Source organism: Clostridium aestuarii, assembly GCF_026735135.1.
Lineage (GTDB): Bacteria > Bacillota > Clostridia > Clostridiales > Clostridiaceae > Clostridium_H > Clostridium_H aestuarii.
On record NZ_JAPQER010000002.1, the window covers coordinates 682,147 to 707,116 of the forward strand.

The 24,970-nt window shown below is 28.9% G+C and carries 26 protein-coding genes and 1 riboswitch; of the genes, 4 read left to right on the plus strand and 22 right to left on the minus strand.

All coding sequences use genetic code 11. The annotated features are described in order from the left end of the window. Nucleotides 1-13 precede the first annotated feature (13 nt). Nucleotides 14-745 carry a GntR family transcriptional regulator gene (locus tag OW763_RS07410; RefSeq protein ID WP_268040453.1) on the minus strand — a complete coding sequence of 244 codons (732 nt, stop codon included), beginning with the start codon at nucleotides 743-745 and terminating at the stop codon, nucleotides 14-16. 158 nt (nucleotides 746-903) lie between these two features. Continuing rightward, complete coding sequence (locus OW763_RS07415; RefSeq protein WP_418921791.1) at nucleotides 904-1,278, minus strand: L,D-transpeptidase; 375 nt, start codon at nucleotides 1,276-1,278, stop codon at nucleotides 904-906. 243 nt (nucleotides 1,279-1,521) lie between these two features. Between OW763_RS07415 and OW763_RS07420 the strand changes: the two genes are divergently transcribed. Continuing rightward, on the plus strand, nucleotides 1,522-2,541 hold the full coding sequence (locus OW763_RS07420; RefSeq protein ID WP_268040454.1) for a PTS sugar transporter subunit IIC: 1,020 nt from the start codon (nucleotides 1,522-1,524) through the stop codon (nucleotides 2,539-2,541). Nucleotides 2,542-2,625: 84 nt separating this feature from the next. On the opposite strand, the gene thiH is transcribed toward OW763_RS07420, so the two are convergent. The 5 genes from thiH to thiE form a co-directional block, all read right to left on the minus strand. After that, nucleotides 2,626-3,729, minus strand: a complete 1,104-nt coding sequence (gene thiH, locus OW763_RS07425) for a 2-iminoacetate synthase ThiH (RefSeq protein WP_268040455.1) — start codon at nucleotides 3,727-3,729, stop codon at nucleotides 2,626-2,628. A 4-nt stretch (nucleotides 3,730-3,733) separates the two neighbouring features. Beyond that, nucleotides 3,734-4,510, minus strand: coding sequence for a thiazole synthase (locus OW763_RS07430; protein WP_272507340.1), 777 nt, complete (start codon nucleotides 4,508-4,510; stop codon nucleotides 3,734-3,736). A gap of 11 nt (nucleotides 4,511-4,521) precedes the next feature. Further along, the gene (gene thiF / locus OW763_RS07435) at nucleotides 4,522-5,328 is read right to left on the minus strand and encodes a sulfur carrier protein ThiS adenylyltransferase ThiF (RefSeq protein WP_268040456.1); all 807 of its coding nucleotides are present in this window, start codon (nucleotides 5,326-5,328) and stop codon (nucleotides 4,522-4,524) included. Between the two features lie 4 nt (nucleotides 5,329-5,332). Then, complete coding sequence (thiS, locus tag OW763_RS07440) at nucleotides 5,333-5,527, minus strand: sulfur carrier protein ThiS (protein WP_268040457.1); 195 nt, start codon at nucleotides 5,525-5,527, stop codon at nucleotides 5,333-5,335. Nucleotides 5,528-5,634: 107 nt separating this feature from the next. Further along, entirely contained in the window at nucleotides 5,635-6,225 is a 591-nt protein-coding gene (gene thiE, locus OW763_RS07445; RefSeq protein ID WP_268040458.1) for a thiamine phosphate synthase, read from the minus strand. A 115-nt stretch (nucleotides 6,226-6,340) separates the two neighbouring features. Continuing rightward, nucleotides 6,341-6,446, minus strand: a riboswitch (TPP riboswitch). A 188-nt stretch (nucleotides 6,447-6,634) separates the two neighbouring features. On the opposite strand from thiE, the gene OW763_RS07450 reads away from it, so the two are divergent. Beyond that, a complete protein-coding gene (locus OW763_RS07450) occupies nucleotides 6,635-7,582 on the plus strand; it encodes an L-lactate dehydrogenase (protein WP_268040459.1) in 948 nt (315 codons plus the stop codon). Nucleotides 7,583-7,692: 110 nt separating this feature from the next. On the opposite strand, the gene OW763_RS07455 is transcribed toward OW763_RS07450, so the two are convergent. From OW763_RS07455 to OW763_RS07485, 7 genes are all read right to left on the minus strand, one after another. Then, nucleotides 7,693-10,230 (minus strand): ABC transporter permease, encoded by a 2,538-nt coding sequence (locus OW763_RS07455; protein ID WP_268040460.1) that lies wholly within the window; start codon nucleotides 10,228-10,230, stop codon nucleotides 7,693-7,695. 14 nt (nucleotides 10,231-10,244) lie between these two features. Beyond that, a complete protein-coding gene (locus OW763_RS07460) occupies nucleotides 10,245-10,910 on the minus strand; it encodes an ABC transporter ATP-binding protein (protein WP_268040461.1) in 666 nt (221 codons plus the stop codon). 127 nt (nucleotides 10,911-11,037) lie between these two features. Further along, nucleotides 11,038-11,949 (minus strand): sensor histidine kinase, encoded by a 912-nt coding sequence (locus OW763_RS07465; protein ID WP_268040462.1) that lies wholly within the window; start codon nucleotides 11,947-11,949, stop codon nucleotides 11,038-11,040. A 3-nt stretch (nucleotides 11,950-11,952) separates the two neighbouring features. Further along, the gene (locus OW763_RS07470) at nucleotides 11,953-12,633 is read right to left on the minus strand and encodes a response regulator transcription factor (RefSeq protein ID WP_268040463.1); all 681 of its coding nucleotides are present in this window, start codon (nucleotides 12,631-12,633) and stop codon (nucleotides 11,953-11,955) included. Nucleotides 12,634-12,779: 146 nt separating this feature from the next. Then, nucleotides 12,780-13,553 carry a bifunctional hydroxymethylpyrimidine kinase/phosphomethylpyrimidine kinase gene (gene thiD / locus OW763_RS07475; protein WP_268040464.1) on the minus strand — a complete coding sequence of 258 codons (774 nt, stop codon included), beginning with the start codon at nucleotides 13,551-13,553 and terminating at the stop codon, nucleotides 12,780-12,782. Between the two features lie 46 nt (nucleotides 13,554-13,599). Then, nucleotides 13,600-14,424, minus strand: a complete 825-nt coding sequence (gene thiM, locus OW763_RS07480; RefSeq protein WP_268040465.1) for a hydroxyethylthiazole kinase — start codon at nucleotides 14,422-14,424, stop codon at nucleotides 13,600-13,602. A 48-nt stretch (nucleotides 14,425-14,472) separates the two neighbouring features. Next, nucleotides 14,473-16,191, minus strand: a complete 1,719-nt coding sequence (locus OW763_RS07485; protein WP_268040466.1) for a methyl-accepting chemotaxis protein — start codon at nucleotides 16,189-16,191, stop codon at nucleotides 14,473-14,475. Nucleotides 16,192-16,568: 377 nt separating this feature from the next. Here OW763_RS07485 and OW763_RS07490 point away from each other — a divergent pair, with 377 nt between their 5' ends. Together OW763_RS07490 and OW763_RS07495 are read left to right on the plus strand one after the other, a co-directional pair. Continuing rightward, nucleotides 16,569-17,135, plus strand: coding sequence for a TetR/AcrR family transcriptional regulator (locus tag OW763_RS07490; RefSeq protein ID WP_268040467.1), 567 nt, complete (start codon nucleotides 16,569-16,571; stop codon nucleotides 17,133-17,135). 18 nt (nucleotides 17,136-17,153) lie between these two features. Continuing rightward, a complete protein-coding gene (locus OW763_RS07495) occupies nucleotides 17,154-17,945 on the plus strand; it encodes a sulfite exporter TauE/SafE family protein (RefSeq protein ID WP_268040468.1) in 792 nt (263 codons plus the stop codon). A 218-nt stretch (nucleotides 17,946-18,163) separates the two neighbouring features. Here the strand turns inward: OW763_RS07495 and OW763_RS07500 are convergent, their stop codons facing one another. From OW763_RS07500 to OW763_RS07535, 8 genes are all read right to left on the minus strand, one after another. Beyond that, a complete protein-coding gene (locus tag OW763_RS07500) occupies nucleotides 18,164-19,900 on the minus strand; it encodes a methyl-accepting chemotaxis protein (protein WP_268040469.1) in 1,737 nt (578 codons plus the stop codon). Further along, nucleotides 19,897-20,094 carry a hypothetical protein gene (locus OW763_RS07505; RefSeq protein ID WP_268040470.1) on the minus strand — a complete coding sequence of 66 codons (198 nt, stop codon included), beginning with the start codon at nucleotides 20,092-20,094 and terminating at the stop codon, nucleotides 19,897-19,899. Before OW763_RS07505 ends, OW763_RS07500 begins: the two co-directional genes overlap by 4 nt. Nucleotides 20,095-20,311: 217 nt before the next feature. Further along, the gene (gene rlmD, locus OW763_RS07510; RefSeq protein WP_268040471.1) at nucleotides 20,312-21,664 is read right to left on the minus strand and encodes a 23S rRNA (uracil(1939)-C(5))-methyltransferase RlmD; all 1,353 of its coding nucleotides are present in this window, start codon (nucleotides 21,662-21,664) and stop codon (nucleotides 20,312-20,314) included. A gap of 10 nt (nucleotides 21,665-21,674) precedes the next feature. Beyond that, complete coding sequence (locus OW763_RS07515) at nucleotides 21,675-21,977, minus strand: RDD family protein (RefSeq protein WP_268040472.1); 303 nt, start codon at nucleotides 21,975-21,977, stop codon at nucleotides 21,675-21,677. Between the two features lie 364 nt (nucleotides 21,978-22,341). After that, entirely contained in the window at nucleotides 22,342-22,791 is a 450-nt protein-coding gene (locus tag OW763_RS07520; protein ID WP_268040473.1) for a DUF134 domain-containing protein, read from the minus strand. Nucleotides 22,792-22,899: 108 nt separating this feature from the next. Next, nucleotides 22,900-23,256 (minus strand): NifB/NifX family molybdenum-iron cluster-binding protein, encoded by a 357-nt coding sequence (locus OW763_RS07525; RefSeq protein WP_268040474.1) that lies wholly within the window; start codon nucleotides 23,254-23,256, stop codon nucleotides 22,900-22,902. A gap of 26 nt (nucleotides 23,257-23,282) precedes the next feature. Continuing rightward, the gene (locus tag OW763_RS07530) at nucleotides 23,283-24,137 is read right to left on the minus strand and encodes an ATP-binding protein (RefSeq protein ID WP_268040475.1); all 855 of its coding nucleotides are present in this window, start codon (nucleotides 24,135-24,137) and stop codon (nucleotides 23,283-23,285) included. Next, nucleotides 24,128-24,958: an ATP-binding protein gene (locus tag OW763_RS07535; protein ID WP_268040476.1), complete on the minus strand. Its 831-nt coding sequence runs from the start codon at nucleotides 24,956-24,958 to the stop codon at nucleotides 24,128-24,130. Before OW763_RS07535 ends, OW763_RS07530 begins: the two co-directional genes overlap by 10 nt. Between the last annotated feature and the right edge of the window lie 12 nt (nucleotides 24,959-24,970).

Consider the following 24,970-nt stretch of genomic DNA (forward strand, 5'->3'; position numbering starts at 1 on the left):
TTAAAAATCTTTATTAAGTCAAAATCACTTCATACTTATATTTATCACTCCTATATATTTCTTTTGTATGCTCTATTGGAACTCCATTTTCTAAATAGGTTACTCTTCTAAACATAAGTGCTAGAGAATTCATATCTTGTTCTAAGAGTTTTGCTTCATATTCATTAAGCATTATAGGTTCTATTGTTTGCTTTGCCTTTTCAAATACATACCTATACTCTTCTTCTAAAATTTCATAAAGTGATCTCCCTTCTAACATTTCTCTTGTTATATTAGAACACAATTTTTGTGGAAGCCACACTGTTTCAATTGCAAAAGGCTCTCCATTTATTATTCTTAATCTGTTAATTTCTATTACATTAGGTTTATCTTCATTATCTATATTAAGAACTTCTCTATCATATTTAGTAGCTAATTTTATTTTAAAGGAAAGAATTTTTGTATCTGCTCTCAAACCCTTTTCTATCATTTGTTCAGTAAATCCTTTGAGTTGAAGTTGCTGTTTTCCCTTTATTTCTGCAACAAAGGTTCCTTTCCCTTGTTCACGATAAAGATACCCTTCATTTACTAAAGCCATTACTGCTTTATTTACCGTCATCCTACTCACATCTTGTATTTCGCATATTTCTCTTTCTGGTGGTATAAGTTCGCCTGATTTTAATTCCCTATTTTCTATCATTTCCTGCAATATTTCTTTTATCTGATAATATAGAGGAAGAGGATTAGTTTTACATACCTTTTTCAATTTTTTCGCTCCTCACTAGTATTTTTTAATACTAAAATAATTACATATATGAATATATTCATATACAACATATTGATATGTTGTATATACCAATTATATAGCAAAATAAAACTTCTTAAATTCTAAAATTCTTAAGAAGTTCTATTCTTAATTTTTCATTATATGATTTTCACTATGGTTCCTATAGGCACTGTATTGGCTAGTTCTAACACATCCTTATTATACATTCTTATACATCCATTTGAAACTGCTTTTCCTATAGAACCAGGATTATTAGTACCATGAATTCCATATCCTTTAATACTTAAGCCTAACCATCTAACGCCAAAAGGTCCACCAGGATTAACAGCTCTATTAATAATTCTAAATATACCTTTTGGTGTGGGTGTTGATGGTTTCCCCACAGCCACAGGATATGTTTTTAAAATTCTATTATTCTGGTAAAGTGTAAGCGTAAATATTTTGGTATTTACAAGAATTTTATAGAAATATCTATCTAATCTATACATATAATATCCAGGAAACATAAACATATGTGTCCCTCCAAATATTACTATCTATACATTTTATTCACCTTACCACATTATGTACTCCAAAATTTATATGTTTTGCTTAATAAACTTTTATTTTTTACACAAACTAAAAATGTATTTCAAAAATCTTATATTAACAAATTTATACGTTATTATTGAAAAGTTTATCTGAAAACTATATAATTATTCACATGTATATACATTTGCATGTACATAATAAATTAAAAAACGAGGGCTTTGAAAATGAAACAAACAAAAGATATTTTTAGAAAATTCTTTAAAAGATATGCCTTAGATGCACTTAGTGCAATGGCTTTAGGACTTTTTGCTTCTTTGATAATAGGTCTTATTTTGTCACAGTTATCCAAAATACCAGGACTTGCTTTTATAAAAGATTTTGCAAATATTGTTTCTGCAAAATCGCCTGTTGTTGGTTCTGCTATAGGCGTAGCTATTGCTCATGGATTAAAATGTGCTCCTCTCACTATGTTTTCTTCAGCAGCAACTGGAGCTTTTGGTTATTCTCTTGGTGGACCAGTAGGTGCATATATAGCTGCCGTAATTGGTGCTGAATTTGGAAATCTAATTTCTAATAAAACAAAAATAGATATTATACTAGTTCCTTCAATAACAATAATTACAGGATGCATCGCTGGTAAGTTTGTTGGCCCATACATATCAACATTTATGACAAATATTGGTGAACTTATAAATGTAGCTACAACTCTACGTCCTATTCCTATGGGGATTGCTGTTTCATCTCTTATGGGTATTGCTCTTACTATGCCAATAAGTAGTGCAGCTATTGCAATATCTCTAAATTTAACAGGTCTTGCAGCTGGTGCAGCAACAGTTGGTTGTTGTGCTCAAATGGTAGGATTTGCAATATCAAGTTATAGAGAAAATAAAACATCTGGTCTTATTTCTCAAGGTATTGGAACTTCAATGCTTCAAGTCGCTAATATTTTTAAAAATCCTTTAATATTCATTCCACCAACACTTGCTGGTGCTATTATTGGACCAATATCTACTACTATATTCAAAATGGAAAATATCTCTATTGGAGCAGGAATGGGTACCAGTGGTTTAGTAGGACCTTTAGGTACTTTTACAGCAATGCAGGGAACCGAAGTAGCATATACATTAATTTTAAAAATAATATTATTACAATTTATTGCACCTGCTGTTCTTTCTTTTATCTTCTCTGAGTTCATGAGAAAAAAAGGTTGGATTAAATTTGGAGATATGGATTTAAGTTTATAAAAATACTCTATAGGGTAGCATTTTTAAAATTGTCTACCCTATAGGATACACTTTATTATAAATTAAAGTATTTTATTAGTTATGTTAAATTGGCATCCAATCTTTAAAAACAGGTTGATATCCTATTTTTAACAATCCTTGTCTTACTTCTTCAACACTCCTACCATCTATTATATCAAATTGAGGATCACTTTTTTTGTTAGAGGTATGTCCACCCACTTCTGTAGAAACTCCTGCCGATATTTTGTTAACCCCTAGTGGTATTAAATTGTTTTTAAATTCTGCACTTTCTCTTGTAGTCATTGTTATCCCTAAACGAGGTAAAAACACTCTGCATGCTAATACCATTTGAACTATATTTCTATCATTTGCATCATGTATCTCTGTAAAACTTCCTACATGAGGTCTTATTCTAGGAAGTGCAACTGCTATATCAACATCAGAATATTTATCTTGAAGATATTTAGCATGAAGTCCTACATAGAAAAATTCTTTTCTCCAATCATCCAATCCTAAAAGAGCACCTATACATACACTTCTCATTTTAGCTTTACAAACTCTTTCTGGAGCATCTAACCTAAACATATATTTCTTTTTAGGACCTGCAATATGTACCTTATCATATATTTCTTCATTATAAGTCTCTTGAAACATAGCAAAACCATCTACTCCAGCTTCAGCAAGTTGATTATATTCTTCTTGTTCAAGAGCATATACCTCTATAGATATAGAATCAAAATATTTTTTTAATATTTTAACCGCATCAATCATATAAGAAACTGGTGTTTCTTTTCTTGATGAACCAGTTAAAATAAGAATATGTCTTAATCCTGTATCATGAATTCTTCTAGCTTCTTCTTCTATCTCTTTCATTGTAAGTTTTTTTCTTTTTATATGATTCGTATAATTAAAACCACAATAAGCACATTTGTTCACACAATAATTTGCTAGATACATTGGTGTAAATAACATTACAGCTTTTCCAAAATTATTTAATGTCAACTGATGAGCCTTTTCAGCTATTTCTTCAAAATAATTTTCCGCAGCAGGAGATAGTAACGTTAAAAAATCATATACATCTAATTTATGCTTATTTATAACTCTTAAAACATCTTCATCAGTTATATTTCCCCAAAAATTTTCAAAATCAAATTCTTTATATTTTAAATATTCATTGTAGAAACTCATTTTTTTATGCCTCTCCTTCATTTAAAAATCCTGTTAAAGGTGAAGATGCACTTGCATATTTTCTCACTGCTCCTGCCTTTGCAAGATAAGCCATTCTTCCTGCCTTTACTGCAAAATTAAAAGCTTGTGCCATTTCAACTGGGTTTTCTGCAGTAGCTATTGCTGTATTTACCAAAACTGCTTCTGCTCCCATTTCCATGGCTTGTGCCGCTTCTGATGGTTTACCTATACCTGCATCTACAACTATGGGAAGATTTATTTCATCAATTAATATTTGAACTATTTCTTTAGTTCTTATCCCTCTGTTAGTTCCAATTGGAGCTCCTAAAGGCATAACTGCTGCTGCACCAGCATTCACTAATCTTTTAGCATCCATTAAATCTGGATTAATATAAGGTAAAACAGTAAATCCTTCTTTAACTAGAATTTCTGTAGCTTTTATTGTCTCCAAATTATCTGGAAGTAAATATTTGTTATCAGATATAACTTCAATTTTAATCCAATTTCCACACCCACTAGCTTTAGCTAATTTTGCTATTCTAACAGCTTCTTCTGCATTTCTAGCCCCTGAAGTATTTGGAAGAAAGATTCTATCTTTAGGTATATATTCTAAAACATTTTCTTCTTTATAAGTAATGTCAACTCTTCTTAACGCCATAGTTATTACTTGTGATTCTGATTTTTCTATAACCTTTGTAAGCATTTTTTTATCTGGAAATTTACCTGTTCCAATAAACAACCTATTTTTAAGTTCTATTCCATCAATTTTTAAATTATCCATAATTAACACTCCTATATATTTTTTTCTTTCATTATTAATCTTAGAACTGTATTAGCTTGATGGTTAGCTGCAATAGCAACTCTTGGAGCCATCAAACCACACCCTTGCTTTGCTTCATTAGTTTCATCACCAATTAAATAAAAATTTTCATTAACTTTTTTAGTTTTTATAGTATTATTAGAAAAATATCCAGCCATTCCTGAAGCAGCCACTACAATTTTATCCCTTTTATTGCTTAATATTACATTAACTAATGCAGCTTTAGCCTGTGGATTATCAAAAGCTTCAACTATAATATCCACACCTTCAAAAATACTTAATGCATTTTCCTGTGTAATATATTCATTTTTAATTTCTACTTCTACAAAAGGATTAATTTCTGAAATAAGTTCCTTCATGGCTTCTGTTTTTGTCACACCTAAATGTTTTATTAAATACTGCTGCCTATTTAAATTACTAGGCTCAACTATATCAAAGTCTACTAATACAAGTTTGCCTATTCCTATTCTTGCAAGAGATACTGCTACATTTGAGCCAAGTCCTCCTAAACCAGCAATTCCTACACAGGCTTTCTTAACCTTTTCATGTACCTTTGGAGTATGTCGTGCAACTAAAAGATTTTCTAATTCTTCTTTAGTTGGAACTTCTCCTTTTTTTATTAAAATAACTTTATCGTTATCTTTCAAAGTGAAATCTTCTTTTATAATAAATCCATTTAAAATAACTACATCTGCATCTTTCTTAAAAACATCTCTAATTTCATAAACAGTAGCATTCTCTTCTAGAGTAAATTTTTTTTCATTTACAAATATATTCATATAATCAGCCTCCACCTACAAAGCTTATAATTTCAATTTTATCCTCTTTGTTAAGTATAAACTCATTGTATTTTTCTTTTGAAACTATTTCTAAATTAACTTCTACAACCACCTTGTCCATATTTAAATCAAACTTTTTAATAAGTTCTTCTATATTCATTCCTTCATTAAACTTTACTTCTTTACCATTAACTATCATGTATATCTACCCTCCCCTCATGTTTTTATATGAAAATATATGAAAATTAATTTAATTCAAAACATTGCAACTTTCATCAATGTTGCTTTACCCAAAATTTTATCTTATTAGCGTATACTATCTTTTAATATTTTTGTAGCTGCATAAGGGTTTTTATCTGCCATAATATAAGACATTACTGCAATTCCATCAATACCTGCACAAATAACTTCTTGTGCATTTTTTTCATTTATACCACCTAAACCTATTAAAGTTATACCAATATTCTCTCTAATTTTTTTAATAAAATTTATTCCCCTAGGTTTTAACCCCTTCTTACAGTCTGTTTCATATACATGGCTTGCAAACACATAATCAGCTCCATTTTTTTCTGCTAATACTGCTTCTTCTAAACTGTGTACTGAAACTCCTACTAGACCATCAAACTCATGTTTTTGTTCCATAAATTTTTTAAATCCTATATGAATTCCGTGTGCTTTTATTTTTTTAGCTACATCCATATTTCCATTAATTATTAATTTTACATTTTTATTTTCTATAATATCTTTAATCTTATCTGCAATTGGAAGCAATTCTTCAAAAGATAAATCTTTTTCTCTAAGAATAACAGCATCTACTCCTCCATCAGCAGCCTCTTTTATAACACTATATAAATCACCCGCTTTTATAATATTTCTATTGGTTATAAGGTATAACATCTTGTTTTTACTACCTTTAAATTGTTTTATTATAATTCTCTCTCCTCTCTAATACCTAAAAAAATAAAAGCTTACCTATAGGCAAGCTTTTATATAAATATATTAGAATTTACTTTAATTTATAATAGTGCTTTCCTACGCTAATACTAATTATTTCAGGTTCGAAGAATTCCGATACAAATCGGTCTCAGCCATATATTATGGCACTCCTAGCAACTTTTAACTTTATTTAATTTTTACGTGTATATTATAACTTAATATACTATATTTGTAAAGGAAAAATAAATTCAGAATTATTATATAATAAATAAGATTGTATTTTTAATAATAATTATTATATAATATACAATATACAATATTATATTGTAATTAAATAAAATTATTTTAATTTTAAATAGAGGTGAATATTATGAATACTAAACGTACTAAAATATCAATAATAGGGGCAGGATATGTAGGAGCAACTTCTGCTTATGCACTTATGATGGCTGGATTTGCATCTGAAATTGTTATTGTAGATATAAACAAAGAAAAAGCAGTTGGAGAAGCTATGGATTTATCTCACGGTGTATCCTTTCTAAAACCAGTAGAAGTATATGCTGGAAACTATAAAGACACTGCTGATTCTGATATAGTAATCATAACTGCTGGAGCAGCTCAAAAGCCTGGCGAAACAAGATTAGACTTAATAAATAAAAATTTTGATATATTTAAAAAAATCATTCCTCAAATTGTAAAATATAATCCAAATGCTATATTACTTGTTGTTGCAAATCCTGTAGATATACTAACTTATATAACTTATAAGCTTTCTGGTTTTCCAAAAGAAAGGGTTATTGGTTCTGGTACTGTTCTTGATACTTCAAGATTCAAGCATCTATTAAGTGAACATTTTAATATAGATGATAGAAATATTCACACATATATAATAGGTGAGCATGGAGATTCTGAGGTGGCAACTTGGAGTTTAACTAATATAGGTTGTATGAATATAAATTACTACTGCAATAATATATGTAAAAAGTGTGATGGATTATCAAAATATGAAATCCATGAAAGTGTAAAGAATGCAGGCTATGAAATTATCAACAAAAAGGGAGCAACTTATTTCGCTGTAGGATTAGCAATAAAAAGAATAGTTGAAGCTATATTAAGAGATGAAAACTCTATTTTAACGGTTTCAAGTCTACTTGAAGGACAATATGGAATAAATGATGTTTATGTAGGTATTCCAACAATAGTAGGATCTAGTGGAATAAAGAAAGTACTGGAAGTTCCCTTAAATGAAGAAGAATTAATTAAATTTAAAGATTCAGCAACTCACTTAAAAGGATATATTGATAAATTAAAATTTTAATATTATATAATAAATTTCAAATCAACATATAAATTAAAATAAATGGACTATATATGCTTATTTAAGCTATATATAGTCCATTTTTAATTAAAATATTCTTCATAAATATACTATACATTTTCTCTAAGTTGTTCGACTATACTTTGATTGCTAGTTCCTTTATAAGATATAAGTGGTATCAATATTGAAACAATAATTAGTATTGGTGCAGCAATCAATACTGGCAATATAGTAAAATTATATGTGAAGAACCAAATTCCTCCCACTATTGCCTGTACTACAAGATAGGAAAATACATTTCCAATTGTCAGTGTTATGGCTATTGTCAATAATGCATAATATATTCCTTCAAAAACAAGCATTTTATAAAGCTGCTTTTTTGTCATCCCTATGCTTTTCAACATTGCAAATTCTCTTTTTCTTGTAATTATACTTGTAATAATAGAATTTATAAAATTTAATATACCAATAAATCCAACAATACAACAGAGTATGCTGCCTACGATCAAATAAGTGTTTTGCAAATGTTTAAAACTATCAACATAAATTTGTTTTGATTTATAATTCATCATAGGTTCAATATTATCTATATAGTTTTTAAGAAATTTTTCCATGGATTCACTATTTTTATCATCTACATCAAAAATATAATTTATAAACATAGGCTCTTTAACCTGATATTTAAACTCACTGGATGGTAGAAAACATGGCATACCTTCAGCACTGTATCGTCGTAAAGAAATATTATGGGGAATATTTGCCTTTGCCATCACCTCATATGTTTTTTGTTTATTATCATCAAATTTTATAGTTATTTTATCTCCAATATTATAATAACTTCTGTTATCACCATCTTCAGAATAAATTAGAGGACTAATTAGTACATATTTCCCTGTGGTAAATTTTTTTCTATCAAATTTTCCTTCTACAATATTAAGCTTTCCTACAATAAAATCATTAACTCCATAAATATCCAAGCCTACTTTTCCTGAATTTTTACTTTGTATCAATTGCTCTTTTTTATGTTTATCCATCTGTTCCATAAACTCATCTGTAAAGATATCATTAAAGTTTTTCATACCATTTTTGCTCAATTGGTGTAAATTATACTTATAATATGTCTTGCCAGCTCCTTTTATACCATCCATACTGTTGATTTCATCAATCAATTTTTGTGATGGCATATCCTCTTTACTTACAAAATGAGATTTAAAATAATTTACATGTCCCACATTAAAATCACTTACTGCGTTATTACTTAAAAATTTATCCATATCAAATCCTTTTGTTATGGTGTAAACTGCATTTAGAAGTATTAAACTAAGAGACATTGAAATAATAACCACTATAGTTTTTTTCTTATTTCTAAATAGATTCGCAAATGCCATTTTGTGAATTTTTGCGCCCTTTGATGATTCCTTGGATTTCTTTTTATATTGTGATTTTATCCCTGTATATATTACAGCTTCAATAGGTGAAACCTTTGATGCAATTTTATTTGGTTTTCGTGAACTTATATATACCGTTATAAGAGAAAATAAAGCCGAACCTATAAATATAACTGGACTTACTGAAATACTGCTATTGTCAATGTTTGTTATACTTAATATTATTGGTAACAATACAACCCCTAAAATATAGCCTAAAATAAGTCCTATTGGTATTCCTATCGCGGAGAGCATATATGCTTGTTTTTTTACTAGTTTTTTAATTTGTTTTGAAGTTGTCCCTATGGTTTTTAATAGTCCATAAAAACGAATATCTTTTGTAACTGAAATTTGAAAAATATTATAAATAATTAAATATCCAGTAAAAATTATAGATACTATTGCTGCTATAATTGCTAAAATTATAGTAGGATCTAAAGTGAATTTTGCAGACATATATGCCCAGTTAACACCGTAATCTATATCTTTAAGACCATAACCACTTTCTTTTATTACAGTTTGTATGTTTTTTTCTATATCTAAGCTATTATTAAACATTACATCTGCAAAAACTAGTCCAGAATATAGATTATTATCCTTTTGATATTTTTGATCTAAATCTGAAAGATTTTCATCTACAAATCCTTGGGAAACATATGCCATACTTGCCATTGCAACAATGTCGCCTTCCCAATATCCAGATAAAACAAAATCCTTAGTAAAATCGTTACCATTTATTGTATATTTTAATGTTATTGGAGAACCAACTTTATGCGGTACCCCCATCATATCCAGCACAATAGTATCAGTTACCACTTCATTTATTTTTTTCGGCATTTTACCTTTTGTTGGATAACAGAATCCCCATTTTGCTGTATTATCAGTTGCAAAACGTATCTCTGTAGGTCTTTTAATAAGCTTTTTATTTTCAACAGAACCCACTAGAATAGAATATCCAATATCCTTGATTAGAGGATGATTTTTCATATCATTATATTCTTCATAAGTAAGGTACTTTAACCCTGCATGAGCAGATGTTCCAACTTGCCGCATTGTTTGTTCTTGTATGGATTTAATCATTCCCATTCCTATGGTAAAAAGAGTAGTAAAAAGTACTGTAGTAAACACTATGGCAATTATTGCAAAGATATTTCTAAGTTTATTGTTTTTTAAGCTTTTTCGTGATAAGTTATTTATGACCTTTTGGTTATTATTACGCATCCAAATCACCTCCTCTAATAGATAATTTTTCCGTCTTCAATGCGTATGATTCTATCACAAAGCTGAGCAATATCTTCATTGTGAGTAATCATAACTATTGTTTGGTTGAATTTTTTACTTGTTACTTTTAAAAGTCCTATAACCTCTTGAGTTGTTTTACTATCTAGGTTTCCAGTAGGTTCATCTGCAAGAATTATTGCTGGTTTTGCAGCTAAAGCTCTTGCTATTGCAACACGCTGCTGCTGCCCACCTGATAAATTATTGGGAAGATAGTTTACTTTTTCTGTTAACCCTAAAGTATCTATTATGTTATTTATGTAATCTTTATCTACTGTGTTTCCATCAAGTTCAACAGGAAGTATTATATTTTCATAGACATTTAAAATAGGTACTAAATTATAGCTTTGAAATACAAAACCTATATTTCTTCTTCTAAATACAGTTAGTTCATCATCATTCATTTTAAATATCTCTTTGTCCCTAACTATAACTTCTCCACTTGTAGGTCTATCAAGCCCTCCTAACATATGAAGTAAAGTTGACTTTCCTGAACCTGATGTTCCTACAATTGCCAAAAACTCTCCTTGTTTTACTTCTATGTTAACTCCATCAAGAGCTTTTACTACATTCTTCTCATTACCATAATATTTCTTAAGCATACTGCTTTTTAATATGTTCATAATTATTCCTCCTGACTCAATATAAAAATTGGATTACACCAGAGCCAATAACTGTTATCACCTTTGGTATAATCCAATTATAAAATTTAATTCTTACATAATCTTTACAGATTTCAATTTTTTTCTTTCAATTTTGTAAGAAAATCGAAAACATACTTCCTTCTCCTAAAGATGATTTAACTGTTATATATCCACCTTCTTTATACAATATAAACTGTGAAAGATAAAGCCCAATTCCCATACCTTTGTAATCAGACACATTTTCGCTTCTATAAAATCTTTTAAATATTTGATTATAATCTTTTTTATCTATTCCAATTCCTTGATCCGTAATTTCAACTTTAGTATAGATTTCAAGTGGACTGATTTTAATATTTACACTAGAAAACTCAGGTGAATATTTTATAGCATTTTCTAAAATATTAGTTATAGCTTCACAAGTCCATTTTCTGTTATGAAAAAGCTTTCTATCCTCAAACTCTTCAACTTGAATTTTTATGTTTTTATCACTTGATTGAGAATAAACTGAGCTAACTGCTTTTGCAATAGTTTCTTTTATATATTCATAATCAGGTATAAAATCTATAGCTCCAGTTTCTAATCTTGACATTTTTAATAGAGATTTCATAAGCCAATTCATTTTTTCTGATTGTTCTTTCGTTCTCATTAAAAATTCTCTACTCTCATCTTCACTTAAATCTCCATTTAACAATATATCTGTATGCATAGATATATTTGCTAAGGGAGTTTTTATTTGGTGTGAAATATTTCCAATCAATTCCTTTATAATTTCTTTTTCCTTTTGAGTTTTATTTACATCATTATTTATCATTTCTATAACGTTTTTTGCTTGATATGCTAATTTAGACTCCCTAGAATCTCTAGTTTCAGATATTTTAACATCATCTTTTTTGGACAATATTTGTTCTAAAACACAACTTATAAAATCAAACTTTTTAGCTATATATCTTCTTGAAAAAAATATAACTAAGCAGCATACTAATATATCAATAATAGTAATTATTATTATACTTTTCATTTTTTACTCCTCACACCATATGTAGCCCATACCATGAACAGTCTTTATATATTTAGGGTTAGATGGATTATCTTCAATTTTCTTACGCAACCTTCTTATAGTAACAGGTAACGTGTTTTCATCTACAAAATTACCGCTGTCATCCCACAAATTACTTAGTATCTGCTCTTTAAGTAAAACTTGTCCTTTGTTTTTCATAAGATATTTTAGCAATTTAAATTCAGTAGAACTAATAGCTATTTCTATATCATCTTTATAAACTTTTAAATTATCTAAATTAATTACTATGGCTTCTGATTTAATTTCATTAAATTTATAATTGTTTACACTTCTTCTAAAAGTAGAATTTATCCTCGCCATTAAAACAGAAAGAGAAAAAGGCTTTGTAATATAATCATCTGCACCAGAATATAAACCTTCAACTTCATCAGTTTCAAGTTCTCTTGCAGTAAGCATTATAATTGGAACTGATGATGACTTCCTAATCTCTTTGCAAAAATCAATACCATTTCCATCTGGAAGATTTAAATCCAAAATAATCATATCTATATTAACTTTTTTGAACAGCTCATTAGCTGATTTTAAATTCAAAGCACTATATACATTGTAACCAGACTTATCAAAAGTAAAGGACATACCTCTGCTTAACCCCTCATCATCTTCAACTATTAAAATATTCTTCATAACTTCAACTCCCATTCTTCATCCTCTACATCTTTCCATATAAATTTATAACATAATATATTATTCTATGTTTTATAAATATTTCCTTTTAATTTTAGATAAAAGGAAACCACTAGTTACTTGTGCAACTAGTGGTTTCTTGTTTTTTAATAACAATGATTCAAAGGACCGCTCCCCTTACCAAGGTCTAGCTTTGCTTTTAATGCACCAGTTATGTATTCTTTACTATTGCGTATACTCTCTTCAGCATTGTACCCTAACGCAAGGTTACTAGCAATAGCTGAAGATAAAGTACAACCAGTACCATGTGTATTAGGGTTTTCGATTTTTTCACCTTCAAACCAATGAATTATACCATTTGAAAATAATAAATCATTAGCATTATCTTCAAGATGTCCACCTTTAATTAAAATATGTCCATCATAATTCTCAGCTATTTTTTTAGCTGCCTTCACCATATCTTCTATACTCTTAATTTGAAATCCGCAAAGAATTTCTGCTTCAAAAAGATTAGGGGTAATAACCGTTGCTAGTGGCATTAATTCATTTAATAATTTATTGATAGCATCATCATTAAGCAATTTGCTTCCTGAAGTTGCAACCATAACAGGATCAACCACAATATTTTTAGGTTTATATTCCTTTAACTTTTGTGCAATCGCTTCAATAATTTCAATTGAAGAAACCATTCCTATCTTTACAGCATCAGGAAAAATGTCTGTAAATACACAATCCATTTGATTTTTCACAAAATCTACTGAACAAGCTTCTATACCATAAACACCTGTTGTGTTTTGAGCTGTTAGTGCAGTTATAACACTCATTCCATAACATTTGTGGGCTATTATTGTTTTTAAATCTGCCTGAACACCTGCTCCACCGCTGCAGTCAGAACCTGCTATAGTTAATACTTTTTTCATATCAGCACCTCTAATTCTAATAGATTATTTATGCAGTAATTATTTATTATACAATTTCAATCTTAGCATACTTTTTCAATGTATCAAAATCCATTAAGCTTACAGTATCAATCAAATATGTTCTAAAACTGCTAGTTCCTTCTTCCCTTTCTACTATTTTTTCATATGCTTTTTCACCTGATAATCCCATCACAGTAACTGCCATTACTGAAACAGCAAAAATATTATCTTTATTAGAAGCACAGTATGTGGCTATTACACTGCCTGTCATACATCCTGTACCTGTAATTTTTGACATCATTGCATGTCCATTACGTATTAAGCATACCTTTTCACTATCTGTTACAATATCAATAGCTCCTGTAACAGCAATAACACAATTGAATTTTTTAGCAACTTTTTTTACAAATTCAATAGCCTCTTCAATATTCTGATTGTCAACAAGATCGTCTTCTTGCACATCAACTCCACCTGTATTTTTTGCATTTGTATACAAAGCTTTTATTTCAGACATATTTCCTTTAATAACAGAAAAATCTATTTCATCTATTAAAGTTTTTACTGATTCATTTCTTAACTTTGAAGCTCCTACGCCTACTGGATCTAGTACAACTGGTAATCCTAGTTCATTAGCTTTCTTTCCTGCTTTCAGCATAGATTCTATTACTCTTGTATTAAGGGTACCTACATTAATATATAGGGAATTACTTATAGATACAATGTCTTCTACTTCATTTACATCATCTGCCATAAGTGGTGAGCCACCAGCTGCTAAAACAATATTAGCACAATCATTTACAGTTACATAATTTGTTATATTATGTACAAGTGGTGGATTTAATTTTATATTTTCTAATAATTTTTTGAACATATTTGCATCTCCTTTTTCAAAATTAATTTAATTTTTAAAAAGCATATATTATATCTTAAATTTTAGAATCTCTTCTTTCAATTTTTCTGCACTTTCCTTTGATTTTGAAACCTGTTCTAAAACATCGTTGGATTTATCAGTAACACTAGATACTTTATTAGCAATATCTGTAGTTCCCTCTGCTCCTTCACTTGCTGCTTGTGCTACTCCATCTACAGTTTTTAATATATCTTCTGTAGAAGCCAAAAGTTCTTCAGAAGTTGAACTAAATTCTGTTACAAGATCATCTACAAACTTAGCATCTTTACTATATTTATCAGCAACATCAAGCATTTTCTTATAATCATTATTAACATCTGTAGCTACAAATGTAAGTAGATTATTTGAGTTCTCAGAAAGATTTTTAACTGCTTCTGTAACTTTACTCGTTATATTCTGTATTTCTACTGTTGTATCTTTTGACTGCTCTGCAAGTTTTTTTATTTCTTCTGCTACTACTGAAAATCCTTTTCCTGCTTCTCCTGCTCTTGCAGCCTCAATTGCCGCATTTAGTGCAAGAAGATTTGTTTGTGATGTTATCTGCATTATAGAATCAGAAAGCACATTTATTTGTTCAACAACTTTTGATGATTCTATAGCTTCTTCAAGCTGAATTTGAGTACTTTTAAGCATTTCATAAGCTTTTCTCTGTGCTGCTTGTACATTTCCTTTTGTATCTTCTGCTCTTTTATTTATTTCTCCTGCTTGAATTGCACCTTCCTGTGACTTTTGAGCAATAGATTGTACAGCTCTTTCTATTTCTTGTGAAGTTGCTGACATTTCTTCTGCTGAAGCTGCAGTTTCTTCCATGCTTGCAGATAATTCTTCTGTAGTTGCTGAAACATCTTCTATATTGCTGTTTAAATCAATTACATTGTTATTTACATTTTTAACAACATTTACAATAGCATACGCTTCATTATTTATATTTTTTGCCAATGCATTAATCGACTTTTGCATTAAACTTGATGCTTCTGCAATTTCTCCAATTTCATCCTTACGTTTTATGAATTTTTCTCGAACTTCAATAGAAAAATCACCTTTACCAAGTAATTTCAAATACTTAACACAACCTTCTAAAGGAATTGTTATATTCCTTGATATAATAATAGCAACTACCACTCCAATAATTACAGCAACTATTAGTAAAATCAAAAACACAGTTACTGTTTTTTTATACATAACATTACTTTGAATATGAACTTCATCTGCACGTTTTACATTATAATCAGATAATTTCTCTAATTCATCATGCAAATTATTTATTATATTTTCAATTGAAACGTACTTGTTTAAGGCTTCATTTTGTTTTCCCTCTAATGCAAGCTTTAATACCTCAGTTCTTCCTTCTCTATACTTTTGAATATTACTTTCAATAATAGGAATTAAATCTTTCTCTTCCTTGTCAAGATCTAAATTTTTATATTCCTCCCAATTTTCATTAAAGATCTTTGCTCTATTTCCTAAATCTCTCATCCTTACATTCTGTTTATCAGATTCATCCACATGAAGCATTATATAATATGTATCCCCTTCAATTGCTCTTGATTGAGTTCTACTATCATTAATACGTTCAATTGCCAATAAGTAATCTTTATACATGGATGTCATATCCTTATTAGCTTTTAAAATATTGTTATAACCCATACCAGCCATTAAAATCATTAAAATAAACATCGTTAATGATAAAATAAATATTTTTGTTCTAACTTTAAAGTTATTTAACATTTTAGTTTCCCCCCCAGTTGACATATTTTGATATATTTTTTAATTAAAATATACTTGCAAAATATATTTTACCTGTTTTTTATCAAAATTCAACATTTTTCTATTATTGTAGTATCAATGAATATATATTTAAACAAATAAATCTATTAATTTTAAACTATTTTAACTGTAATTTCTACTGAATTTGCATAATAAAACATTAAATTTAGTCTTTTACTAAAATTGTAAAAACACTCTGTATTTTCAACTTAACCTAATACTTGCTACAAAGTTTTTTACACATAATTTGATTAAAAATATATTTACAAAAGAATCATAAATATATATAATAGTTTTATGAATTAAATGAACGAAGGTTCATAATAGGAGGTAATGTTATGCCAAAGATAATAAAGGATGTTGAAAAAACTATTAGAAATTGTGCTATGCAACTATTTATTGAGTTTAGCTACAATAATGTTGATATGAGGATGATATCTAAAAATTCTAAAATATCCGTTGGAACTATTTATAACTACTATAAAAATAAAAAGCAACTTTATCTAAGCATACTTGAAGAAAGTTGGGAAAATACCTTTAATAAGCTTGATTCCATAAATTCTCTTACTATATCATCAACAGAAAAAGTAAACAAATTTATAGAAACACTTTATGAAGATATTGAAGCACGAAATGGTTTAGGTAAAACTTTGATAAATGATTCATCAAATGACTTAAAAGCTGATAAATTATTTATTAATTTGAAAAACAACTTGCTTTTAAGAGTAACAATTTTTCTTAATTCTTTTAATAAAGTAGATAGTCTTAACGATTGTTGTAACATTAATATTCGATTAGCAGAGTCTTTATTATCATCCGTATTAATAATGTTAGACTCCCATCCTAATGAAAAAAAAGATAACATAAACTTTTTAATTCAACTTATTAATTTATCTATAAAATAGAAAAGGAGTAGTATCTTTATGGGTTTACAATTTTATTTATTATCAATATTTATTGGTATTGTATGTGGTAGTATAACAAGTCTTATTGGTGCTAGTGGAGTTATGGTTATAGTTCCTATTCTAACTATGTTTTTTAACATTAGTGTACATGCCGCAATAGGTACAAGCCTTTTTGTAGATGTTGTAGCTTCTTTAACTGTATCTTACTCTTACTACAAAAATGGTAATATAGACCTTAAATCAAGTATTTGGATAGCTTTAACTTCTATTATTGGTGCTCAATTAGGAGCATCATTGGCAAGTAATATGGGGGAAAGCAATCTTTCTTCTAGCTTTGGAATTGTATTAATTATTGCAGGTTTATCCATGTTACTTAAAAGCTATAAAAATAAAACTAGTTCACCAAACAAAATTAATAAATTTATTTGTTTTAAATCAGAATGGCAAAAAATATTGGCATCTTTAATTATAGGATTAGGTATAGGAGTATTAAGTGGTGTATTTGGAGCTGGCGGAGGAGTTATGATACTTTTTGCTTTAATATCAATAATGTCCTTTCCACTTCATAAAGCTATAGGAACTTCTACTCTTATAATGGCTATAACAGCACTTTCTTCAACTATTGGATATGCTGCTAAAGGCAATATAAACTTTATGCTAAGTGCTTTAATAAGCATTGGCGCAATACTTGGAGGAATTATAGGTTCTCGTTATGCCAATAATATAAATGAAAAAACCTTAAAAAAAATAGTAGGTATATGCTTTACTCTTATGGGCGTAATAATGACTATACTAGCTAAACTTAAATAACATCTTTTAAATTAGTATATTTAACTAGATAAAACACTAGCTTAATCTTCTTCCAATAAGCTAGTGTTTTTTAACTGAAATTACTCCATTTAGAAATCATATCTCTTTTCAATCTAATTGTTATTTTTTATAAACCTCTTCTGTAATATAATCATCTGTCCAAATCATTGTAAAATGACCTTATTATTTGCAATATATACATTTTATGGTTAATATTTTTAATATTTAAATTGAGCTATAATAATATTCATTTCTTCTGCTAATTCAGCCAATGATTCACTTGCATTTGATATTTGTTCCATTGAAGCAGTTTGTTCTTCTACTGAAGCAGATACTTCTTCTGTAGCAGCTGCATTTTCTTCGGATATTGCTGATAAATTCTCAATACTACTAATTATATTATCTTTTTTGTTTGCCATCATTTTTTCTGATTCATTCAATGTATCTATTGCTTTTCTTGTTTTTTCTATGGCTTGTGCGATTCCTTCAAATTTATTTTCAGTTTCTTTCACACTTTCAGTTTGTTCATTTACAATTGTAGTCATTTGCTGCATTGTAATAACTGCATTTTCAGTTTTTGATTTTAAATCATTAATAGTTTTAGAAATTTCTTCTGTAAATTGGTTAGATTGCTCTGCCAATTTTCTAATTTCATCTGCTACTACTGCGAAACCTTTTCCAGCTTCTCCTGCGCGAGCTGATTCTATTGCTGCATTTAATGCTAATAAGTTAGTTTGCTCTGCAATGTTCTTAATCATTTCACTAGATTGATAAATCTTTTCCGCACTTTTATTTGAATTCACAATTACATCATTAATTTGTTGTGATGCATTCTGATTTATTTTTGTTTTTTCAACTAAGTCTTCAATATTTTTAATACCTTCTTCTTTTAACTGCGTAACTTTGTCTGCTGATTGATTTAATTCTTTTAGTTTATCTTGTCCATCATCTATCAATACTCCTAATTCATTAATATTAGCAACAGCTTTTTCTATATCTTTTGCTTGCTCATTAGAACCATTTGCAATTTCTCCTATTGTTCTAGCCACTTCCTGTGAAGCTGTTGATGATTGTTGACATGTTGCTGTCAGTTCTTCTGATGAAGCTGCTACCTGTTGAGATGCTTTGGAAATATCCTTAATAACATTTTTTAACGCTTGGGTAAGATTTTTAAACGCTAATGCTAACTGTCCTATTTCATCCTTCTTCTTTAGAAATTTATCTGGTATATCTTTTCTTATATCTAATTCAGCCATTTGTTTAGCATAATTTGTTGTATCAACAATAGCATGAGTTATCGTTCTAGCAATTATATAAGCAACAAATATTGCCAATATTAATCCTGCTGTACTTATAACAACTAATCTATTTCTAAGCTGACTTATATGTTTTTCTATAAATTGATTAGATTTCTCACTAGGTACCCCTATAAATAGTATTCCAATAACATCTTTATCTTTATCTAGTAATGGCTTATATACAGTCATATAAGGCTTTCCTAAAATATCTGCTTTTCCAATATATTCTTTTCCTTGTGTCACATCTTTATACGCTAAACTCTCTTTTCCCAAGAAAGTTCCTATAGCTCTTTCGCCGTCTTCAGTCATAATATTTGTTGCAATTCTTTTAAAGTCATCCCCATTTTTACTAAATATAGTTGCTACATTTCCCATACTATCTAAAACAGCATCCACCATTTCATTTCTAGACTCTATGTTCTTACCATTTTCATCTATCAATTGACCATTTTTATAATAAACATTCCCAAAATACTGTTGAAAATAATAAGTTGATGAAGAAATATCTCCCCTAAGCTTTTCTGTCAACAATTCATTTTGAAGCATTTTCATTCCATTTAAGCCTTTACTATAATCTAAAAAACTTATAGTTGAAATTATTAAAATAAGCAACGCACAAAAATAAATAATAAGTTTTGTTTTTATACTTTTCATCATAGAGCACTTCCTTTCATTCGCCTTGATTCGCTATTTTTATTTATTATTCTATATTTTTTTACTTTTTCCTCTAATTTTCGATATTTTTTTATGATTTTAACCTTATTTTTTAATACAATATTAAAACGCATTAGTTCTAAAATCTCAATTATCAATATAACTTCATCACAGTTTCCACTTATATTTAAAAGCATGCATAAAAAGTTCTCCTTTTTTATGCGTATTGTACTTATCCAATATTCCTCTATACTCAAATAGGGTGAACAAGCTTTTAGCTGTCGCAAAAACTCATCCACCCTAAATAATTATTATATTCTTACTACTAATTTCGTTTCTTATATTTTAGTATATACTCATTTTTAATATCAATAAAGTTAAGAACCTGTTTTGTAGGAACACCGTAACCTTTAATTATCGATATAGCTTCACTACACATTCACAATGCGGCGTTGATGGGAACATGTCCTTAGCTATTACCTTTTCAACCTTATATCCAGCCTCTATAAGAACATTCAAATCATTAACCAATGTTTTAGGATTACAAGAAACATAAATTATATCCTTAGCATCAAAGTCTATTACATATTTTAATGCAACCGGATGAACTCCTGGTCTTGGTGGATCTAAAATTATTATATCTGGTTTAGCTTTTACATTCTTTATTACCTTAGCCACATCTCCTGCTATAAACTCACAGTTATCAATAGCATTAAGCTTAGCATTTTCATTAGCTGCTTTAACTGCTTCCTCTATAAGCTCAATTCCTATAACCTTTTTAGCATTATTGGCTGCTATTTGACCTATAGTTCCTGTTCCACAATAAAGGTCAAATACTACTTTAGATTTTGCATCTCCCATAAATTCTCTAACTATGCTGTATAATTTTTCTGCTCCTCTTGAGTTAGTTTGGAAAAATGAAAAAGGAGATATTTTAAATTTAAGACCTAATAATTCTTCTGTAATATAATCCTGTCCATATAATATTTTAAGCTCATCTGCCTGAACCACATCTGATAGAGAGTCATTTATCGTATGAAGTATTCCTTTTAATTCTCCCTTATAATGCAATCCTTTTAGCATTTCTGTAATCTCGCTCATATCAAAGTCTATCTGAGATGTTGTTACTAAATTTATAAGAAGCTCTCCTGTATTCTTACCCTGTCTAATAACTAAGTTTCTTAAATATCCTTCATGGCTCATTATTCTGTAATGAGATAATTTTTTTTCTCTAAAATACTTTAATACTGTTTTCAAGACTATTCTAAAATTCTCATCTACTATTTGACATTCATCAGCTGTAATTATTCCAAAGCTTTTTCCCTTCATATGCATTCCAAGGCAAAGTTCTCCACCTTTTTCCATATCTCCAAAGGTAAATTCCATCTTGTTTCTATATTCCCATTCTTCTGGACTTCCTTCTATACCTAGAAATTCAAAATCTTTAATTCCTGCATTTTTAAATAATTTAAGTACCTGCTCTTTCTTAAATTCCAACTGTTTTTCATAGGAAATAAATTGGTGGGAACATCCTCCGCACAATTCAAAAACAGGACATTTTGCTTTTATCTTATAATCTGCATCTTCAATAATTTCATTTATCTTTGCTTGTGCATTACCACTTTTAAACTTATGTACAAAAGCCTTCACCTTTTGACCTGGAAGTGCATTTTTAATTAAAACCTTTTTACCCTCGTAATAAGCCACTCCAAACCCTGGGAATTCTGTATCTACAACATTAAATTCATATACTTTTCTCTTTCTCATATGTTCACTCCTAGACTATTTTAGATATTTTAAGATTTGCTACTTTTTTACCAATAGTTTGTGCCTTTTTATATTCTGCAATACTTGTGCTAACTAATGATACTACTACATAAAAAATAAACAACATAGGAACTATTTCCTTTACATAATACCCAAACAAAATTCTTAACAAAAGATCAAATACAAATAAAGCTGCTACAGAAATTATGGCTGTAACTATTAAATCTATAAGATTTGCTTTAAAAGTATCTAAAAAACTTATTTTTTTAGTTATGTCTTTTGTGTTTTCTTCAAATTCATTTTGTTCTAACACATTAAATTCCTCCTAATTAGTCAAACATAAATATTTGGCTTAAATTGTATTAAACTATAAGTTTCAAAGTTCGTTACTTATATAAAGTACAATATTAAGAATACACATAAAAAAAACATTTTTCAATAGTATATAAAAACAAAAAGACTCTAGCAATACGCCAGAGTTTTTTTGTCAGATGATATGACCAATAAGCAGGTCAATTGCCTATCATAACAGGTCAACTGCCTGCTAAATCGAAAATTTATCGTCAACTGCCTTATGGTCAATTGCTGATTTGTAAAAAATGATAATTCAATTTTTACAATATTTACATTTTTAATATACATCTTTTATTTGAAAATGTCAATAAATTTTTTTAAACTTATATTTCTTTATTTTTTCTACTACAGTCTTTATCACAAAAATTCTCTTTTCTTACACATGTGAGTTCGATTGAACCACATTTAGGACACTCTCTTTTATTATTTTCATAATTTATTTCAAATGCGTTTCCACAATTCAAACATCTTAATGTACAAACATTAATAGTATAATTTCCACCCTCTATTTTTATGGCTTTCCCCTCTGTTAATGCTTGTGTTACCTTTCTTCTCGCTCCATCAATTATATTTTGAAAAGTCTGTCTTGAAACCATCATCTTTTCTGCACATTGTTCTTGATTTAATTTTTCGATATCCTTAAGTCTCATAGCTTCTAACTCTTCTATTTTTAAAACAATTTCCTGAAGCTCACATTTTCTTTTACCCAGAGGAACAAAATAATTGTTTTCAGGGAAAAATTGAACTCTCCTCCATTTTACTGGTCTCGGCATATCATTCTCCTCACATTTTTTATAACTTATAACTCTTAAACTCATTTATTTTTTATTATAACATATTTTAATAATATAAAAAAAGAGTGAATACTCACCCTTTTTTTATTATTCGTTACAGTGTCCTTCATGTTCATGTTCAGTACATACAGAACCTGTAGATTTTAATGTTCCTGCTAAGAATGCTTCTACTGATTTTTCTGCTTCTCCTACAGCACCTACGACTACTTCTATACCATTTTCATTAAATAAATCTTGTGCAGTTGCTCCCATTCCACCAGCAATTATTACATTTGCATCATTTTCTTTTAAGAATACAGGTAAATATCCTGGTCTATGTCCTGGGTTTGCTATCATTTCACTACCTAAAACCTTTTTTCCCTCAACATTATACATTCTAAATCCTTCACAATGTCCAAAATGTCCACTTACCATATTTCCATCTACTGCTACTGCTATTTTCATTTAAACTTCCTCCTTTTATTGTACTATTAATTTTTATGAATATTATCTTTAATTTTATTCCACATTTTTATTATTGCTAAATTAGCTTTGCTATCTTTGTATTCTGTAATAGACTTTAAATTATTAATAGCTTTCATTACAGTATCATCATAAGGTATTTCTCCTACGACTTCATATTTATTATCACAACAATATTTTTTTATTTCTTCTGCAACTTCTAAATTTATATCTGCTTTATTTATACATACTAAAGATTTTATTTTAAAGAAATCACATACTGACAGAACCCTTTTCATGTCTTCAAGTCCTGATTTTGTTGGTTCTGTTACTACTAAAACAGCATCTGCACCAGTAATTGATGCCATAACTGCACAACCTATTCCTGGTGATCCATCAGAAATTATCATTCTATCATCCTGTGCATATTGCTTAGCTTTTTTTCTAACCTCAGTTACCAATTTGCCTGAGCCATCTGCACCTATTTCCATTTCTGCTCTGGAAACAACACCTTTTTCTGTTTTAGTAATCATAGTTCTTGCTCCAATATCGTCAACCAGCTTAATAGCATCTGAAGGACATATAATCGAACATGCACCGCAACCTTCACATTTATGCTCATTTATTCTGCAATCTTTTATTGCATCAAATCTGCATACTTCTTCACATTTCCCACATTTGATACATGCCTCTTCGTCCATTATTGCTTTTTTTCCTGTAACAAAATCTTTTTTATGTTCATCCTGTCCTTTATACATCAAATAAAGATTAGGAGCATCAACATCACAATCCGCTTTTATTACATCTTTAGCAAGTTCTGATAAAGCTACCGAAATAGTAGTTTTTCCTGTTCCACCTTTTCCGCTAATTACAACTAGTTCCAAGATATCACCACCTCCATTTCGGAAGCTATATTTTTAAATATTTTCTTGTATTTATCATTTTCTACAAGCATTTTACCTTTAGAATAAATTTCAGCAACTTCTCTACTATAAGGTACTGCTCCAAATACATTAATATTTTCATTTTTGCAATAATCTCTTATTATATTATGTTTATTGATTTCCTTATTGATTATAACACCAAAAGGAATATTAAACTTTCTAACAAGTTCTACTGCTAACTTTAAATCATGAAGACCAAATTCTGTTGTTTCTGTTACAAGTGCTGCTGCATCTACACTTTGAAGTATATTAACTACATTACAGGATGTTCCTGGAGAACAGTCTATTATATTGATTCCTTCATTTGCTTTCTTCAAAAGAGTTTTAATAACTGGAACAGCCATAGGCTCTCCTATATTCAACAAACCACGTTTACATACTGTTCCTTCTGATAAACCTTCTTCAATCACACCAGTAGTTCTTTCTTCATAATGCACAGCACCAACAGGACATACTATTTCACATACTCCACAACCGTGGCATAATTTTTCAAATAGTATTATATCTTTTTTAGTTTTAGCAAGTGCATTAAACTGACATGCCTCTGCACATTTACCACACATAATACATTTTTCATCATCTACTAAAGGGTAAATAACTTTAACTTCTTCTTTTTTAGTAATATCAGGCTTCAAAAATATAAATCCATTTGGTTCTTCAACATCTGCATCTATGTAAGAAGCCTTTAATATCTTTACTAAATTTGTTGATACTGTTGTTTTCCCAGTTCCACCTTTTCCGCTTAATATTGCTATATTCAAACTAGCTCAACT